Annotated in this window: 13 protein-coding genes, 1 tRNA gene and 2 pseudogenes; 10 read left to right on the top strand and 6 right to left on the bottom strand. The window is 52.0% G+C overall.

What is annotated here, in order from left to right:
* Positions 1-9: 9 nt before the first annotated feature.
* From QET93_RS06160 to QET93_RS06145, 4 genes are all read left to right on the top strand, one after another.
* Complete coding sequence (locus QET93_RS06160; RefSeq protein WP_280131769.1) at positions 10-4,122, top strand: DUF2157 domain-containing protein; 4,113 nt, start codon at positions 10-12, stop codon at positions 4,120-4,122.
* Between the two features lie 5 nt (positions 4,123-4,127).
* A complete protein-coding gene (locus QET93_RS06155; RefSeq protein ID WP_280131768.1) occupies positions 4,128-4,283 on the top strand; it encodes a hypothetical protein in 156 nt (51 codons plus the stop codon).
* A 70-nt stretch (positions 4,284-4,353) separates the two neighbouring features.
* Complete coding sequence (locus QET93_RS06150; RefSeq protein WP_280125505.1) at positions 4,354-5,208, top strand: 50S ribosomal protein L11 methyltransferase; 855 nt, start codon at positions 4,354-4,356, stop codon at positions 5,206-5,208.
* Positions 5,209-5,293: 85 nt separating this feature from the next.
* A tRNA-Val gene (locus QET93_RS06145) sits at positions 5,294-5,368 on the top strand.
* Positions 5,369-5,541: 173 nt separating this feature from the next.
* On the opposite strand, the pseudogene QET93_RS06140 reads toward QET93_RS06145, so the two are convergent.
* From QET93_RS06140 to QET93_RS06125, 5 genes and pseudogenes are all read right to left on the bottom strand, one after another.
* Positions 5,542-5,682: pseudogene (locus tag QET93_RS06140) on the bottom strand (transposase); the annotation flags it as partial.
* A 303-nt stretch (positions 5,683-5,985) separates the two neighbouring features.
* A complete protein-coding gene (locus QET93_RS06135) occupies positions 5,986-6,708 on the bottom strand; it encodes an amino acid ABC transporter ATP-binding protein (RefSeq protein WP_345783040.1) in 723 nt (240 codons plus the stop codon).
* 22 nt (positions 6,709-6,730) lie between these two features.
* Positions 6,731-7,423: an amino acid ABC transporter permease gene (locus QET93_RS13245; protein WP_345783041.1), complete on the bottom strand. Its 693-nt coding sequence runs from the start codon at positions 7,421-7,423 to the stop codon at positions 6,731-6,733.
* Between the two features lie 78 nt (positions 7,424-7,501).
* Positions 7,502-8,116: pseudogene (locus QET93_RS13240) on the bottom strand (transporter substrate-binding domain-containing protein); the annotation flags it as partial.
* Positions 8,117-8,448: 332 nt separating this feature from the next.
* Positions 8,449-10,749, bottom strand: coding sequence for a glycoside hydrolase family 3 N-terminal domain-containing protein (locus QET93_RS06125; protein WP_280131766.1), 2,301 nt, complete (start codon positions 10,747-10,749; stop codon positions 8,449-8,451).
* Positions 10,750-10,914: 165 nt separating this feature from the next.
* Between QET93_RS06125 and QET93_RS06120 the strand changes: the two genes are divergently transcribed.
* From QET93_RS06120 to QET93_RS06105, 4 genes are read left to right on the top strand one after another with little or no spacing between them, the layout of a single operon-like run.
* A complete protein-coding gene (locus QET93_RS06120; protein ID WP_280125510.1) occupies positions 10,915-11,568 on the top strand; it encodes an HAD family phosphatase in 654 nt (217 codons plus the stop codon).
* Positions 11,569-11,622: 54 nt separating this feature from the next.
* Positions 11,623-12,639: an energy-coupling factor ABC transporter permease gene (locus QET93_RS06115; protein WP_322190146.1), complete on the top strand. Its 1,017-nt coding sequence runs from the start codon at positions 11,623-11,625 to the stop codon at positions 12,637-12,639.
* A 14-nt stretch (positions 12,640-12,653) separates the two neighbouring features.
* Positions 12,654-13,466: a cobalt ECF transporter T component CbiQ gene (gene cbiQ / locus QET93_RS06110; RefSeq protein ID WP_280131764.1), complete on the top strand. Its 813-nt coding sequence runs from the start codon at positions 12,654-12,656 to the stop codon at positions 13,464-13,466.
* Positions 13,463-14,194, top strand: coding sequence for an energy-coupling factor ABC transporter ATP-binding protein (locus QET93_RS06105; RefSeq protein WP_280125513.1), 732 nt, complete (start codon positions 13,463-13,465; stop codon positions 14,192-14,194). Before cbiQ ends, QET93_RS06105 begins: the two co-directional genes overlap by 4 nt.
* 127 nt (positions 14,195-14,321) lie before the next feature.
* On the opposite strand, the gene QET93_RS06100 is transcribed toward QET93_RS06105, so the two are convergent.
* Positions 14,322-15,683: a tetratricopeptide repeat protein gene (locus QET93_RS06100; protein ID WP_280131763.1), complete on the bottom strand. Its 1,362-nt coding sequence runs from the start codon at positions 15,681-15,683 to the stop codon at positions 14,322-14,324.
* Between the two features lie 136 nt (positions 15,684-15,819).
* Between QET93_RS06100 and QET93_RS06095 the strand changes: the two genes are divergently transcribed.
* Positions 15,820-16,518: a pseudouridine synthase gene (locus QET93_RS06095; protein WP_280131762.1), complete on the top strand. Its 699-nt coding sequence runs from the start codon at positions 15,820-15,822 to the stop codon at positions 16,516-16,518.
* An 8-nt stretch (positions 16,519-16,526) separates the two neighbouring features.
* Positions 16,527-17,300, top strand: coding sequence for an RNA pseudouridine synthase (locus tag QET93_RS06090; RefSeq protein WP_280131761.1), 774 nt, complete (start codon positions 16,527-16,529; stop codon positions 17,298-17,300).
* Positions 17,301-17,317 lie beyond the last annotated feature (17 nt).

Raw genomic sequence — 17,317 nt, 5'->3', positions numbered from 1 at the left:
CTCTCCTTCATGATTACCTCCGAAGACATCCAGGAACTTCAGGACAAAGGGTTAATCACCCCTGAACAGGCCCGGAACATTGCCCTAGCTTACGGTTTCGTTTCCGCACAACCGACAATTGATCAAGAAAAGGATACTGAGACAGAACAGGCAGATCCCATCCTTTCCTCCGACCTCCAAACCACCCGGAGAGACGATACACAGTCGCTCCTGAAAAAAACAACGGCAGAGTCCCCTTCCTCCCCTCAGGTTCCTCTCGCCAAGCCCGAATCCATGCCTCGGAAGCAGGTCAATTACCTGGCAATCCTTTTCGCCACGCTGGGAGGATTACTCACTCTGGGAGGCATCTCAACTCTTGCCGTCACGTATTGGTGGGATATCCCGGCATGGATCAAGCTCCTGGGAGCTATCCTCGTGATGTATGCTTTCTGGGGAGTGGGATTCTACTTCCGTGAATTCAGGAAAACGGCAGTTAAAACCGGGTATGCCTGCTGCATGGTCGGAGCCTGTATGTGGGGTGTCTGCAACAAATTGTTTGCTTATCTGTACCACGTATCCACTCTGCCATCCAATGGGGTTTTGACCTTCCTGATAGGCATTCTTCCCTTTCCCTGGATCATCCGTCTCCGAGGATTATTCCTACTGTTCGTCGCCTCATGTTTTCTGTGGGCAGGGCTCATTATTTACGAAAACCCCGGGACACCGTCGACCTATTTCCTCATTCCGGGGATGTCCATAGCCTATTCCGGACTGGGCTATCTGTTCAAGCAACCACGCCTGGCCGGAGGAGCCTACCGGCTTTACGCCCCCCTGGCAAATATCTGCGGTACGTGGTTTTTCGCAGCAGGCTATCCACTAAGCGTATTTTATGTCCCGGCATGGACACCGTGGAGCATTGCCTGCATGCTGGTTCCCTGCATTCTGTTCATCCGGGCATCCATACGCAAAAACATATCGACCCAGGCAGCATCCCTATTGTCGCTGCTGATATTCCTCATCCTGTCTTTCAAGAATAATCTTCCGGAACAATCCGGAGTTCCCATCCTCCTGCATTTGCTGTTCTTGAGCCTGCCGCTCGCCATGGGCCTTTTCATCAAACTCCTGCAAACGGCACAAGACAAGGACTTGCGAAGAATCACGAACGCAGGCATCTGGCTGGGCGTGGTCACAGCCATGGCAATAGCTTCCTTCCAGTACCAATGGCACCATGATCCCGGCGCCTTATTCATCTCCACAGGAATCAGACTTCCATCGTTCCACCTGGAACATGCCATCACCTTCCCCCAAATACTCCAATATCTCATCCTGTGGATATTCCCGGCCATCATCCTGAAAATAGGAAGCAAACAAAAATCCTTCCCCAACTATGCCCTGGCTCTTTCCTTCATATTTATCTTGCTGACTCTGCTGGCTCCTTCACTGGAATCGGGAGTCATGCCGACTGGTAGTTTCGGAATTCTGGCACTGTTGCTTTTCGTCTGTCTTGTCATAGGATGGAGGCACAAATTTCCACTTTCAATCCAGTCCATCGCTCTTACGGCCTACATTCTGAGCTCCCGGGCGCTGGAAGGATCCGCACTGTCCCTCCAGCACATGCTGCTCCTGATCCTGCCCGCGTTCTCCATGGGGGTTGCAAGCCTATGGCATACGGACGAACTGACCATTGGCAAACGCCTTCTCATCCAAAGGATCCAGAGCATCGCACTAGCCTTGATTTCCCTGGATTGCCTCCTTCTCACCAATAGCAGAAGCTCATGCATCATCGAATCATTCCACCCGCTGTGCCTCCTGTTCGCGGCAATCCCCCTCCTCCCCTTTATTGTCAAACCCATCTATGAAGCGAATAAGAATCCCCGGGGAAACCAGGCAAGCATCTCCGCATGGCTGGGAGAATGGAGTTTCTCCCTCGTTTTCGCGGCGCTTTACCTCTGCCTCCTCTTCGTCGAACAAACAGCATCCCCGATTCTCATCCTCGTTTGCTGGGCCATAATGGCTGTACGGTACCGCCTCCTCGACAACTCAAGGCATGCGAGCCTCCTACCGCCCTCCGTATTTTTCAAGGGACACATGATACGCCCCCTCACCAGCAAACAGGAGATCGGCTGGCCGCTGGCCATGATGGGAATCACATCGTCAGGCATTATCTTTTCCGGAATCAAGGGGAATCCGGCGGCAGCAATCTTTCTATTCATCCTGACGCTTCTTCCTCTGACCATGTGCATCGGCATGGCCTTCCGCAGATCCCCTGTACACTCTCTCACGGAGAAAACCATCCCCGGCATCGTGACAACCATCCTTGTCTCAGTTGCCATCTGCTCGCAATTATACGCCCCGCAAACCATCTCATCCATTGTCGTCCACCGTCCCGAGATCCTCATCTGCCTTTGGGGTATCGCCCTGGCGCTCTCCTGGTTCTTCCGCAACCGCTCCGTATGGAACTGGTGCCTAGTCGGACTGACAGTACAAATCTGCCTCATCGCGCTGCCTGTTACAGTGATCATCGGCCTATTCCTGACACTCTGTATCCCGGTCGTATGCGGATTTCGCCCCGTTGCCAAGTACGCCCATCTGCCCGTTATTTTCCTTATCATCGTAACTCTTGGGCAAATGAATGAAAGTCCCCTCGTCCTGCTCTTTACCCTGATTCCGATAACCGCCCTATATCTATCGACCCGACCCGCATCCTACAGTAAAAAATATCTTCCGATCGTCCTTTTTGCCCTTTTTCTCATCGGCAACCTCACCATCCTCGGGATGTCTCATCAGCCCACAGCCAAACTCCCCCACCTCGCCTTCATGACATCATGCAGCATCCCCCTTCTGTGGGTGCTACGCATGGGCTCCAATATCATCTCTCGCCGCGAACCCAGGCCGGACCTAGCCACGACCATCCAATATGCGGCATTCGTTGCAGGATTCATCTTTCTCCTTTATCCCATGAGAGGAAGTTTCCTGTTCACATCTATAATATTCATCTTGTCTTCCGCATATAGAATATTAATAATCAACAAGCTACAATCACAAACCATTCTTCTTCCCATTACGACAGGAATCCTTGCATTCGCCCTGTTTGATTTCACCGGAGAGCTCAACAAGTATACTTTCGGCCTGCCTGCACTCATCTGTTTTCTAGGCTTTCTAAGTTATTCCCAGCTTAGCAGGCAAAAAGTTATTTTCACATTTTCCCTGTTCTTCATTCAGCTCTCCCTGATACAATTGTGGTCGAATTCCGAAACTATTACCACCGCCCATCTTGGAATCGCCGCCGTACCACTTCTCGTTCCCTGCATCCTGTTCACCTCGCATGCCATACAGCAAGGCACCGGGTCCATTCGGTCCTGGGGAAGCATGGCCTACCTTCTGGTCATTCCTCTTGCCTTCCTTATCATGCAGCCTTCATCCCCCCAAAACAATCTGGAGATCATCCAAGAAATCGCCTTGGGGCTCTGGTTCACAGGCATCATACTCGTCACCTTTCGGGACGGTAGCCACAGAAATTTATTCAACGCTCTCTTTGCTTGCCTCCTGATGCTGCCCCTTATGGGAAGCAACTTCATGTCCATGGTCATCGGCGCTTCCCAACTCATGGTTTCTTTCTGTATCGCAAAAAACAGGAACCTGTCGCGCAGCGCCATCGTCTGGTTGGGGATCGGCCTCTTTCTGGCACAGCTTTGCTGTTACAAAAACATTGTTAGAGACAGAGACATCGAGCTATCCAGCATTGCAGTCTGCTGTCTGCCCGGGATTATTCTATTCGTTCAGCTCAAAAAATGGGTGCCGAAACTGGAGTATTCGAGAACACTTCTCTTCAGCCTTGCCATGATCGCCACAGCATCCGCTGCTCCCGTCCTGCCACCTTTTGGCGTCATGCTCATCCTGGTCTTCAGCGGAGCGTCATCCATCATCAGCGGACTTCACCTGGCAAGGGCATCCATCATCAATTGCGGAGTTATTCTCATTGCCCTGGTTGCAGCCTCTCTCGCCATCAACCTGCTGGACTCATTGAACCAGAAAGGGCTAGGACTCCTCATCTGCGGCCTAACCCTGCTAGGACTCGCCTACATCACCGAACGGACACGGCGTTCACTCATCAACCGTATCCACCCCTCCTCCCCCCAATAACCGCTATGAGCAAAACAACCAAAATATCCCTGATCTGCCTGATCCTGGTGCTTCTTCTGCAGGGAATAGCTCTACTCAACTTCGCATTCCGCAAGGAAAAAGAAATCCCCGGAAAGGACGAATCACCTTTCTCCCGGAACGAATCTCCGGGAAGGCTTTGACACTTCCCCGGGCTTTCGCTACAAACGCAATTCGCCCCCCTTCAACAACAACCGCCTTTTAATCGCTTTTATGTGGAGCTGGTCCAAACTATCCGCCGCCAAATGGGAAGATGCCTGGAACGAACGCATCTCTGGAAATCCCAATGCTGTCATCGAATCGTTCAAAGGAGGCAAGAGTATCCGTATCACCGTTTATTGCGAGACGGAAGACGATGCTATTACCTTGAAAAACTATTTCGGAGGCAGCATCAGGGAAATCAAAACGACCGACTGGGTCGCCAGTCAGGCAAGGGCCAAACGTCCTGACCTCAAAATTCGGGATAACCTCGTTATCACGGAACAGGTCGAAGCAAAAGAGCTCGCTAAACTCGTCCGACAATATCCCAAGCGGGCTATCCTCTCCATTCCGGCTGAAATGGCTTTCGGTACAGGGGACCACGCCACAACCTCCACTTGCCTTCGAGCCATCAGCGACTTTGCCAAAGAACACAAGACATCCCCTTGGACAATAACCGATATTGGCTGCGGCACTGCCGTTCTCGCCATAGCAGCCATTGCACTGGGGGCGGAACACGCCACGGCATTCGACTTTGATCCCATCGCCGTAGACGTTTCCCGTACCAACGCCGAACGCAACCACATCAGTGAACAAAAGCTGGAAATTTTCCAGGCCGATGTCTTTGAATGGGTACCCACTCCCTCCCAGCAGGGAGATATCGTAGTCGCAAATCTTTTCTCCACCATCCTTCAAAAAGCATTTCCCAGGATCATTTGTGCCATGAAACCGGGATCGTCCCTTGTTATTTCCGGTATTTTAACCAGTCAATGGGATGAAACCTGCGAAACGGCCAACAAAAACGGTCTTGTTTTCGATAAGGTTATCACCAAGGGTAAATGGACTACGGCCCAAGGAAGACTGGTATAGTTTTTTTGGTAAAATGAAAAAAAAGCATTGCCTCGTCCGGGAAAAGAGTGTAAACATTCCTCCGCCTTACGGCACCTACATCAAAGCGCGGTTAGCTCAGTGGTAGAGCACTACCTTGACACGGTAGGGGTCAGCAGTTCGAACCTGCTATCGCGTACCATCTATAAAACCCCTATTCTTAACGGATTAGGGGTTTTTCTTATACCTCATGTCCCCCGTACCCCTGAGAAGCTTCTAAAAGCGGGAACCGTTATTCTTGAGGGTGCAGCCCAAGCATTTAACGAGAACTCGGAGACGCTAGTTCGCAAGGTTTCGGTATCCATAGGCTCTTCATTGAATCAGTTTCATTTTCCGATGGAAACCTTTCGTTATTCCATTATTTTTTGTATATCTCCACATGCGTATGATCGACAGGTACCAATCACTTAAGGTATCAGCCAATTTCACAAAATTCTGGCTCTTCGTCAAAATCACCCATTATGAGTATAAAGCAAATTACCCAGAGCGGGGCTCCGGGTCTACGGTCAGATGTCTCGGATACTACTCCCCGACTACTTGGAACATGCGGCCAGGTTAATCCTCGGTGGAATCGCGCCTTGCCCCTATGGTGCCGACCGGATTTTTATACTATCACCTCTCCCTAAAACATCAACGGAAAATAAGAACAAAAGAATCAGCATCGTGTTGCCTCATAAGTCAGGATACCAAGGAAAAAGGGAGAAAGAAGAAAACTGAATCGGGTTCATTTCCCTGTCATCCAAGGATTTTCCTACTGATTTACAGTACTTTAGAGAAAAACTCTTTCAACCGTGGATTAACCGGATGATCGATTACTTGTGAAGGCGAGCCGGATTCTACAATCCTCCCCCTGTCCATAAACAGGACACGGGTAGCGACTTCGCGGGCAAAACCTATTTCATGCGTTACAACTATCATCGTCAATCCATTGACGGCCAGTTCTTTCATGAGAGAAAGAACTTCGCCTACCATTTCCGGATCAAGAGCAGAAGTCGGTTCATCAAAAAGGATGGCATCGGGGTTCATCACCAGTGAGCGAATGATTGCAATACGCTGTTTCTGGCCTCCCGAAAGCTGAAGAGGATAGGCATGCCTTTTCTCGAAAAGGCCGATACGGTGCAGGAGATCCTCTGCATGAGCTATGGCTTCCTGCCTGGTGGCACGTCCCGTTTTAACCGGGGCAATGGTAATGTTATCCAGAATGGACAAGTGGGGAAAGAGATTGAAATGCTGGAAGACCATGCCAACATGCTCTCGGAATTTGTTGACATTGACATGCTGCCCGGTCACGGATTCTCCCTTGAAGAGAATATCCCCGGATGTCGGCATCTCCAGAAGATTCAGGCACCGCAAAAACGTGCTTTTACCGGAACCGGAAGGGCCGACAATGAAGACGACCTCTCCTTGGGCAATGTCTACGGACACTTCGTCCACGGCACGGTTGTTCCCGAATTCTTTTACCAGGTTTCTCACCTGGAACATGGGGACATCGACGGAGAGAGGATTATTCATGTTGTTTCAATTTCCTTTCCAGTTTTCCCAGCATGGAGCTGAAGAGCATAACGATCGCCAGATAAATCAACGCCACGGCCACCAAAGGCATGAAGGCCGTATAGGTCTGGCTGCGGATAATATCTCCTCCCTTGGTGAGGTCCTGCAAGGCGATGTAGCCTGAAACACTCGTCTCTTTGAGGAGGACGATAAACTCATTTCCCAAAGAGGGAAGAACGTTTTTGAAAGCCTGAGGAAGAATAATATACGCCATGGTCTGGTTGTAGCTCAGGCCCAGGCTCCGCCCGGCTTCAAGCTGTCCCTTGTCGATCGACATGATACCTCCGCGGATGATTTCTGCCACATAGGCGCCGGAATTGAAGCCGAAAGCAACGATGGCAACCAGAACCTTACTCACATCTACCGCACCGAAAATCACGAAATAAATAATCAGCAATTGAACGACTACAGGGGTGCCCCGGACCACCGTAAGGTACGTTTTGCAGAGAAAATTGAAGAAGCGCCATTGACCGGTTTTATCATGGGTCGAACGAATAACAGCGATCACAAACCCCATCAAAATACCGAGCAGTACGGAACAAAAGGAAATCTCCAACGTTACCAGCAAGCCATTCGTCAGGTACTTCCACCGGGCATCCTGAATGAAATTGGTATGGACCGAATCCTTGAAGTCTTCCCAACGGATCCGGAGCCATCCCTGTCCACCATCACCGATCTGGGAAACGGCAGCTCTCTCATGCTGCCTGGCTGCGTATTCCTCGCGGATCCGGGCCATCGTTCCGGAGTTCTTCATCTCCGAGATGACATTGTTAATTTGTTCCAGAAGCACTCGATTCCCTTTCCTTACGGCGATGGCATAGGATTCCGATGTCAACGGTTCCGACAGGATATGAAGGCCGGGATGTTGTTTCAAGTACATCCGTGCAGGATCCTGGTCGATGACAACGACATCTACCTTCCCCGCCGCCAAAGCGGCAACGGCCAGAGCGCCGTTCGGAAACCGCTCCGGTTGCTGGATATTGCGGGTCACAAAAATATCGCCCGTCGCACCGTGCTGAACACCAATCCTCCGCCCCTTGATCTGATCCTTGCCGATGACAGGCGAATCCTTCGGTACGATGATCACTTGGGAGGCTTCCACATAAGGGATGGAAAAATCTACCTGCTGCATCCGCTCGGGCGTTACCGTAATACCGGAAGCAGCCACATCCGCTTTACCTGTCACAACCGCCGTAATAACAGAATCGAAGCTCATGTCCTCAATGATCAGCTCCCGTCCCGTTGCCCGGGAAACTTCCCGCATGATAGACGGATCAATGCCGACGATTTCATCTCCTTCCCGGAATTCGTACGGAGGAAATGTCGCTTCGGTCACCATGACGATCCTGCCGTTGTCAAGAGCGCTCGCCTCGGAACAACACAAAAGCCATCCCGCAAACAGGAATCGCAGCAACAGGCAAAAACGAAACGGAGACATGGAAAATAATGGGTAGGGAATCGGTATGGAAACTACGGTTGAATCAACGAAGGCCGGGATATAAGGCCTTCACCACCGGAACTCAATACCTATTTGTCACAGTACCTGGAAAATACGACGAACCCAGGTGAATGATGACCGGAAGTTTCAGATACGGCAATTCAAATGAAGGCCGCATCCCAAATCAAATCCGGAATGCGGCCAGCCTATCTAAAAGGTATGGAACAAGGCGTTCAGTAGTCGATCTTCTTCTTCAACTTGATATCGTCCGACGCAGAACCAACCTGGATTTCGAAGGTACCGGGTTCCACCACATACTTCATTTCCTGATTCCAAAGACCGAATTCCTTGAAGGGGATCTCAATAGTGACCGTCCGCACTTCTCCGGGGTTAAGCCAGACTTTGCTGAATCCCTTCAAACGACGGATAGGCGTTACAACACTGGAGACTTCATCACGAACGAAGACCATTACCGTTTCATATCCGGCGCGATCTCCCGTATTTTTGACAGTCACGCTAACGGAGAGGGGCTTGTCTTTTTCCAGGCGGGAGGAAGACAGCTTCATGTCTTCGTACTTGAAAGTAGTGTAGCTCAACCCGTGACCAAAGGCAAAAGCGGGTTTATCATCCTCGCGGGAAGAACCAAGACCGTAGCCTGTGCGCGTGCGGGAGAAGGTCTGGTAGTAATACGCCGGAATGTGCCCGGCCGTCTGGGGAATACTGATAGGCAATTTGCCGGAGGGATTTACCTTGCCTACGAGGATTTCCGCCAAAGCCTGAGCTCCGAACTGGCCGGGTTCCCACACATCTACAATGGTGGGTATATTCTTCGTAATCCAAGGATTGTTCAGAGGCTTGCCATTGACGATCACAACGATAACCGGCTTACCTGTCGCCTGGAGCTTCTGCACGAGTTCTACCTGCTTGCCGTAGAAATCGATCGACGGACGGTCAGCGGATTCTCCATACGTACGGAGCCCCCAGTCGGAACGAAGGCCATAGCCTCCGATAACTGCTACCACCAAATCGCAATCCTTCGCCTTGCCGACGGCATCCTGAATGGCAAAGTCATTCAGCTCTCCACCTTCTTTAAGCTGGCGGGACTGCGTCACGGGATCCGTTGTCTCGACAGTTACATCAGACTTTTTACCCTTGATGCGACCACTGTCGCTAAAGACGACTTCACATGCGCCTTTCCACTCGTTTTTGAGTCCCTGCAGGATGGAAATCACATGCTCCTTGGGCTGGGGATTCGCCCAGTCTCCCATGATCGCCTGGTTATCGGCATTGGGACCGGTCACGAGAATTTTTTTATATTTGGAAACATCCAGAGGAAGCAGACCTTCGGAATTTTTCAGCAGGACAATACTCTGGCGGGCAGCTTCAAGAGCAGCATCACGGGCTTCCTTGCTTCCGTAGGAATCCTTCTTTTTGTCCGCGTCAATGTAGCGGTTTTCGAAAAGCCCCAGTTTAAATTTGACTGTCAGGATACGCTTGACAGCATCGTTGATGCGGGCTTCGTCGACTTTGCCTTCCTTGACGAGTTCCTGAAGATTATCGATGAACATCTTGCGGTCCCACGAATACATGTGCATGTCGATCCCGGCATTAATCCCTTGCCGGACAGCATCCTTCTGATCAGTCGCTATACCGTGGAGACGTTCCGGCATCAGATTTTCAATATCTCCCATATCCGTGATGTAGAACCCCTTGAATCCATATTCATCCTTAACGATATCCGTCAGAAGCCACTTATTGGCATGCATGGGTACGCCATTCACATTATTGTGCCCCGGCATAATCGTCAACACTCCCGCATCAATCGCCGCTTGAAACGGAGGTAGAAAATCACTGCGCAGCATGCGTTCCGAAATTTCCGCATTGCCATGGTTCACCCCGCCAATGGAAGCACCACCGCCCACGAAATGCTTCACGCAGGCAGCAATGTTCTTGTCGGGGTCCAGATTGCCCTGCATACCCGTCACCGATGCTTCGACGAGGCGGGAGGCCAGAAAGGGATCTTCACCATAGGTTTCTCCGGTACGCCCCCAGCGGGCATCGTGGACGATATCGACGCTCGGAGCAAATGTCCAATGGTTGCCGCTGTTGCGAACCTCTTCGGCAGCCAGCCGGGCACATTCATGCACTAAATCGGGATTAAAGGAGGCAGCCATGGTAATCGATGTCGGGAATACTGTCCTGTTCGGCAAAATAGCGTGACCATGAGCAGCATCCACTCCTACCAGGAAGGGAATCTTCAACCGGGACAATTCCGATTTCTTTTGAACTTCATTGTAACGTTCAGGCGTTACTTCACCGATCCAGGCGCCAACCCCGCATGATTTTTCCAACCCCTCGGTAGTGAATTCCTTTTCTTTCCAGAAACTGAACATGTCCATCTGCGCAACCTTTTCTTCCAGAGTCATCTGGTCCATAAGGGACTTAACCCGCTCTTCGACAGGAGCATTTTTGTCCTTGTACACTTCGGAAGGTTCCGCCGCAAACGCCGTTTGCATCACGAGTGCAGCAGACAAGCCGCACCACCCAACTCTGCCCGCAGAAAGGCAACATGTTTTCAAGAGAAATGACATATTGTTTACTACGAATCATGACAGAGAGATCTTTCAGAGCATTTACTAATTGATACAGACGGGATTTACTCTTTTGGGCAGGGACAGGAGAAGCCAGTATGCTATCGTATGAAATGGAACGGCTTCATTTTCGATTTCAACGGAACCCTTTTCTGGGATACTCCCTATCACAACGAATCCTGGGACATTATTTTGGGTCGCTACGGTCTGACCCTGACGGCAGAGGAACTTTTCCGCAATATCCATGGACGAACAAATGAAGATATTTATGCCTATCTGTTCCCCGAGTCCCCGTCATTAGAACAGGCCAATGCCTTCGCCGAAGAAAAGGAAGCTATCTACCGGGACATCTGCCTGAAGCACGGCATGCATCTGGCACCGGGGGCGGAGCGCCTGCTCAATGAACTGAAAGAACACGGCATTCCACGCAATATCGCTACGGCCTCCGGCAAAACCAATGTCGATTTTTTCATCGAACAATTCCGGTTGGAACGCTGGTTCGATCTCCGGGCCATCAGTTATGACGATGGTACCGTCCCGGGGAAACCCGCTCCGGATATTTTTCTACGGGGGATCGAACGCATCGGAATGAAACCGGAAGAAGTCGTTATTTTCGAGGACTCCCATGCCGGTATCCGCGCAGCCAAAGCATCTGGAGCAAAGCAGGTTATCATCGTTAATTCCAATCATGACAGTTATTCCGGCTGGCATTTTCCGGTGATTCGGAGTTATGATGATGTAAAGAGGGAGTTTTTTCTCTAACGATCTCCTTTCTTCAATCATCACCCCTTACCTAGAAACGATACGATTATGCACATGGCAGATGCCCTTGTCTCTCCATCCGTAGGAGGAACCATGTGGGCCGTATCCGCAGTTGTTGCGGCCTACAGCGTCCACCGTTTGAATCGGGAAGATAATACCGCCAAAATCCCGCTGATGGGAGTCATGGGGGCTTTTGTTTTCGCAGCCCAGATGATCAACTTTTCCATTCCTGGAACCGGATCGAGCGGACATTTGGGAGGGGGATTGATCCTCGCCTCTATACTGGGGCCCTATGCGGCCTTCCTCGTAATGGCCTCCGTCCTGCTGGTACAATGCCTGTTTTTTGCCGATGGAGGGCTCCTGGCCTATGGATGCAATCTCTTCAACATGGGGTTCCTGTCGTGCATGGTTGCCTACCCCTTCTTGTTCAAACCCCTGGCCGGAGGAAATCCCGCGACATGGACAAAGGGCAGAATCACCCTGGCTTCCATCGTCGCTGCCGTCATCGGCTTGCAGCTGGGAGCTTTCGGCGTTGTCGTAGAAACGGAAGCATCCGGAGTGACCGCCCTTCCCTTTGGGCAATTCGCCTTGCTGATGCAACCGATCCACCTGGCTATCGGCGTCGTGGAAGGTCTGGCAACAGCAGCCGTTATTCTCTTTGTTCGCAACATGCAGCCGGGCGTGTTCCAACCCTCCCTGAAAACCAGATCGTCCCGTCCTGGTAAATTGGTCATCGTCCTGGCTCTCATCGCCGCCCTCATCGGAGGCGTATTCTCCTGGTATGCAGCCTCCGATCCCGATGGGCTTGAATGGGCCATGGCTAAAACATCCATGATGGAAGAATTGCCTGCTCCGGAAACGGATACCCACCATCGCATGGCCGTCATCCAGGAAGAAACGGCTTTTCTCCCCGATTACTCCTTTGCTTCGGGAAGTACCGAGTCGACGCCAGCCATGGAACGGGCAGGAACAAGTCTTTCCGGTCTTCTTGGAGCAGGCATCGTCTTCGTCCTGATCGTTCTGGGAGGTTGGGCTACATCCCGTTTCCGCCACGGAAAATCCTCCGTCTGACACATCCTGCTACCATGCAACGGACGGAACAAGCCTGGTTCGACATGGATACCGTTGAAAGGTATGCCCGAAGGAGCAGTTTTGTTCACGGCATTGATGCACGGGTAAAATGCCTCGTTACAGCCGTGTATCTCGTATGCCTCCTCTCCGTCGATCTTCTGAATGTTCCGGCTCTCGTTCCCTTCCTGGCATACCCGGTAGTCGTCTGCCGCATGGGGAACATTCCTATCATGCCATTAGTGCGCCGCTCTCTCGTCGCCCTTCCTTTCTGCGTGATGATCGGGCTATTCAATCCAATTCTGGACCATCAACCCGCATTCACCATCGGCGGAACCGTCATCACCTGCGGCTGGGTTTCTTTTGCGTCAATCCTGCTCCGGGGAGAGTTCACAGTGCTGGCAAGCCTGGTTCTCATTGCCACAACGGGATTTCCGGCCATATGCTCCGCCATGAGAAGAATGGGGGTTCCAACTCTTCTGACAACGCAATGCCTATTGCTTTACCGCTATATTTTCCTGTTGATGGAAGATGCGACGGGTCTCTCGACGGCACGGGATCTACGAAGCTACGGTACGAACAGAACACCCTTGCGCTTTTGGGGGGCCATGGTCGGCTCCCTTCTGATTCGCAGCATGGCCAGGGCGGAACGCATTCACAAGGCTATGGAAGCCCGCGGCTTCACCGGGGCTTTGCATACACTCCACGAGCATTCACTAAGAAGAGCCGACTTGATCTATGGAGGAGTATGGTGCATCATACTTGTCCTCCTGAGATGGAGCGATGCTGTCTTTTATATCGGAGCCCAAACCCACCGTCTTCTATCATGAGCCACCATATTGTCCGAGCAACCCACGTTTCCTATACCTATCCGGACAAGACCCAAGCGCTTCGCGACGTCAGTTTCGAGGCACGCCATGGAGAAGCCATTGCCTTGGTCGGAGGCAACGGCGCAGGAAAATCCACCCTGCTCCTTGCCTTGTGCGGAGCTTTGATGCCGGATTCCGGAGAAATCCGGATCGGTGACATTCCCGTTGTTAAAAGTACCCTGCCTTCCATTCGGAAATCAGTCGGGATGGTATTTCAGAATCCTGACGACCAACTCTTTATGCCGACAATCATGGAAGATGTCTGCTTTGGTCCTCTCAATATGGGAATGCCCGGCAAGGACGCAGAGGAACATGCACGCCAGGCTCTGGACACAGTCGGGCTCTGGGATATCCGGGACAAGGCCTCCCACCGCCTTTCCGGCGGAGAAAAACGAGGAGCGGCCATCGCCTCCGTTCTTGCCATGGAACCGGATATCCTCATCATGGATGAACCGAGCACCCATCTGGACCCTTATTCCCGCCGCCAGATGATCAACTTCCTGCAAGGCTTCATTCACACACGGATTATTGCAACGCATGACCTCCCTCTAGTTCTCGACTTGTGCCCCCGCGTGATCCTGATGCACGGAGGTCAAATCATTGCCGACGGGGTGACTGAAGAGATTTTCCGGGACAGGGAACTTTTGGAATCCTGCCGTCTGGAACAACCGGAGTGTTTCCGTCAATAACACACTTACGGAGACTGCTTCAATGCATCTGCAACAAGTCAGTTCTCAGGAATGAAAAAGGCCCGGAGAATCCCATGAAAGAATCCTCCGGGTCCGGTTATTGGAAATGACAAAGAAATGATCGAAATCAGACGTAAGCGGATTCCACACGCTTGGCTACATCGCGGTAGCCATAGTTGGAATCGTAAATCGTCTTGAAGCAATCCAGAGCTTCCTGCTTCTTGCCAAGCTTTTCGTTCAATGTTCCCATGAGGTAGAGGATTTCGAGCTTGGTTGCGTCCATGGTGGTGACTTCGGCATTGGCTTCCGCAAGCTGGTGGAGAGCCATGTCGTTCATATTCTTGGACTCATAGCACTTACCCAGCATGAGCATAGCCTTAATGCGCAGATAGGGGTTGTTACGAGCGCGCTGAAGTTCCGGGATGGCATCCGTAAAGTTACCGGCATTGAACAGAGCCTGACCAAGGTCGAAACGGAGCTGGGGATCGGTCGGGTTGCCTTCCACGCGGGAACGGCATTCCGCCACAATCTCTTCGGAGAGCTGCTGAGTCATCTGGGCAAGCTGATCCTGAAGTTCCTGATTGTCGGGTTCGGCGGCCGCACGCTTCTTGAGCTCGTCAAGCTGGGCATTGCGAGCCTTTTCGCTCATTTCGGATGCCTTGGCACTGAGGGAAACATCATTGTGACTCAAAGAGAAGGCATAGCTGAAGAAGGAACAGGCGTTAGCCCAGTCTTCCATCTGTTCGTACACGCTGGCAATGGCGCGCACCGTAGCCAAGTCCGTCTGGTTGGCAGCATAGCGTTCGGACAACTGGGCAAGACGGGCTTCCATTTCCTGACGAGTCATCCCCTGCTTGTCGAGTTTTTCCAGAGAAGCGGATTCGTTGGTGCTCTTCATGACGTCCTTCATGGAAGAAGCATTTTCCCAGTTTTGCTTCTGCATGGAGGCCTGGGCCGTGCAGTCCTTTTCTCCCTTCACGGCAATGGAGTCGGAGGGATCCACCTTGACGATGTCGTGGTAGACGGAGGCGGCTTCGGCAGGCATCTTGCGGGCAATATAGTGATTAGCCAGCATGTGAAGAAGTTTCTTGTTCTCCGGATGGCCTTCACGGACGGTTTCCAAGGCGAATGCGGCAACGTCGGGCAGGCCTGCATCTTCGGCCGCATGGAAGAGGATTTCGTTGGAAGCTTCGTTGAAAGGATCGTTTTCCAATTCGTCTTCAACCGATGAGAGAGAGGAGGAAGGATCACGCTTGACAGTCGTCATGCGCATGCCGCCGAAAAGGCCCTTCTTCTTGGGTTCGGGATGCAGTTTGATTTCGCTGGCACGCAAGACTCTACGCCCTTCGAGGAATCCGGGCAATTGCTTGACCAAGGCCTTCAACAGGCTAATGGCATACTGGTAGTTGTTCATGTCCACGGCCTGGCGGGCCTTCTTCCACAAATCCTGTTGCTGCGGTGTAAGCTGAGCTTCTGTAATGAGTTCCATAGAGATAAGAATAGCTGAAATTGCAACGCCACCTGAATTATGATTTCAGGCGACGCTATTAACTTTTCTCCTTTATCATGCCATGCCTTGTATTTCAACCTTGTTTTTCCCCGCAGACAGGAAAATGATGGCGTTCATGCGAATTGACGCCCTCCTCTCCAGATATGGCTATTGTTCCCGTAGTGAAGCGCCTCGATGGGTAAAAAAAGGCCGGGTTACCATCCAGGGGAATCCGGTCGCGTCTCCATCCCAGAAAGCGGAGCCGGAAGATGTTCTGGTTGATGGAACACCAGTCGAATTTCCCCGCGGCATTTATGTGGCGTTCTACAAGCCTTTGGATGTCACTTGCAGCCACGACGACCGCGACGGTACGCCAATTTACGACCTTCTCCCCCCCGAATGGTCGGAAAGGAACCCCGCCGTCACCTCGGTAGGCCGTTTGGACAAAGACACGGAAGGCCTGCTTCTGGTCACGGACGACGGCAAGTTCGTTCACCGCCTTACTTCTCCCAAGCATCATATAGACAAGGTGTACGAACTCACGACAGAAGCCGACATCCCGGAACATGCCGTGGAGGACTTCGCCTCCGGAACCTTCACGTTGGAAGGAGAAAAATCCCCCTGCCACCCCGCCCGGCTGGAAATTCTAGAGGCGAGGCATGCCAGATTGACTCTGACGGAAGGCCGCTACCACCAGGTACGCCGCATGCTTGCCGCAGTCGGAACTCCCGTATCGACCTTGAAACGCCTCTCCATCGGCCCTCTTCATTTGGACGACTTGCAATTGGAAGCCGGCCACTGGACGCCCATCGATCCGACCCTGTTCGAAAAATAAATTTTTTCATGAATCAGGACGGTCCCATTGCCTGCGTTCCCTGGTTCCGAGTCGTTGCGGAATCTCCGGAGTGGATCGTCGTCTCCAAAGCAGCCCCCCTGATTGTCCATCCGTCCAATGGAAAGTCGGAACCCAATCTCCTGCAAGGAATTGAGACTCTGCTTTGCTACGAGGTTGCCAACGGCATGAAAGCAGCCCTGATCAACAGATTGGACCGGGAAACGAGCGGATTGACGCTCATTGCCAAAACTCCTACCGCTACACGCCAATTGGGCCGAGCCATGCAAAGGAGGCAGATGCACAAAGAATACACGGCTATCGTGTACGGCCACCCCGCATGGGAACAGACTGTCTGCGAACTGCCGATCCTGCGGCAGGGAGAAGTCACGGAAACACGCATCTGGCTCAAGCAATGCATCCATCCCCAAGGAAAGAAATGCAGGACGGAGTTCCGTGTCCTACGCCGGTTCACAAGGAATGGAGAGCCATTCTCCATCATCCGGTGCATCCCGCTCACAGGACGCACGCACCAAATACGCGTCCATTTAGCGACACTGGGATCCCCCATCGTCGGAGACAAGATCTATGGACCGTCCGAGGATTGCTATCTGGAATTCATCCACAAAGGGTGGACTTCCGAGCTGGAAACACGGCTACTCCTGCCCCGCCACGCACTCCACGCCTGCGTACTCGACTTCCCCTTCGATGAAGAACTCATCCACACACAGGACGAATTATCCCCCGATCTGGAAGAATTCATTGCAGGCGCAGATCGGGAATAAGCGGCCGTCCTGCCGCA

This window comes from Akkermansia sp. N21116 (assembly GCF_029854705.2).
In the GTDB taxonomy this organism is placed as follows: domain Bacteria; phylum Verrucomicrobiota; class Verrucomicrobiia; order Verrucomicrobiales; family Akkermansiaceae; genus Akkermansia.
This window is presented reverse-complemented; position numbering and strand designations above follow the sequence as displayed.

Coding starts and splice junctions, on each gene's coding strand:
- QET93_RS06160 (WP_280131769.1), top strand. CDS start 10: ATGATTACCTCCGAAGACATCCAGGAACTTCAGGACAAAGGGTTAATC.
- QET93_RS06155 (WP_280131768.1), top strand. CDS start 4,128: ATGAGCAAAACAACCAAAATATCCCTGATCTGCCTGATCCTGGTGCTT.
- QET93_RS06150 (WP_280125505.1), top strand. CDS start 4,354: ATGTGGAGCTGGTCCAAACTATCCGCCGCCAAATGGGAAGATGCCTGG.
- QET93_RS06135 (WP_345783040.1), bottom strand. CDS start 6,708: ATGTTCCAGGTGAGAAACCTGGTAAAAGAATTCGGGAACAACCGTGCC.
- QET93_RS06120 (WP_280125510.1), top strand. CDS start 10,915: ATGAAATGGAACGGCTTCATTTTCGATTTCAACGGAACCCTTTTCTGG.
- QET93_RS06115 (WP_322190146.1), top strand. CDS start 11,623: ATGGCAGATGCCCTTGTCTCTCCATCCGTAGGAGGAACCATGTGGGCC.
- cbiQ (WP_280131764.1), top strand. CDS start 12,654: ATGCAACGGACGGAACAAGCCTGGTTCGACATGGATACCGTTGAAAGG.
- QET93_RS06105 (WP_280125513.1), top strand. CDS start 13,463: ATGAGCCACCATATTGTCCGAGCAACCCACGTTTCCTATACCTATCCG.
- QET93_RS06100 (WP_280131763.1), bottom strand. CDS start 15,683: ATGGAACTCATTACAGAAGCTCAGCTTACACCGCAGCAACAGGATTTG.
- QET93_RS06095 (WP_280131762.1), top strand. CDS start 15,820: ATGCGAATTGACGCCCTCCTCTCCAGATATGGCTATTGTTCCCGTAGT.
- QET93_RS06090 (WP_280131761.1), top strand. CDS start 16,527: ATGAATCAGGACGGTCCCATTGCCTGCGTTCCCTGGTTCCGAGTCGTT.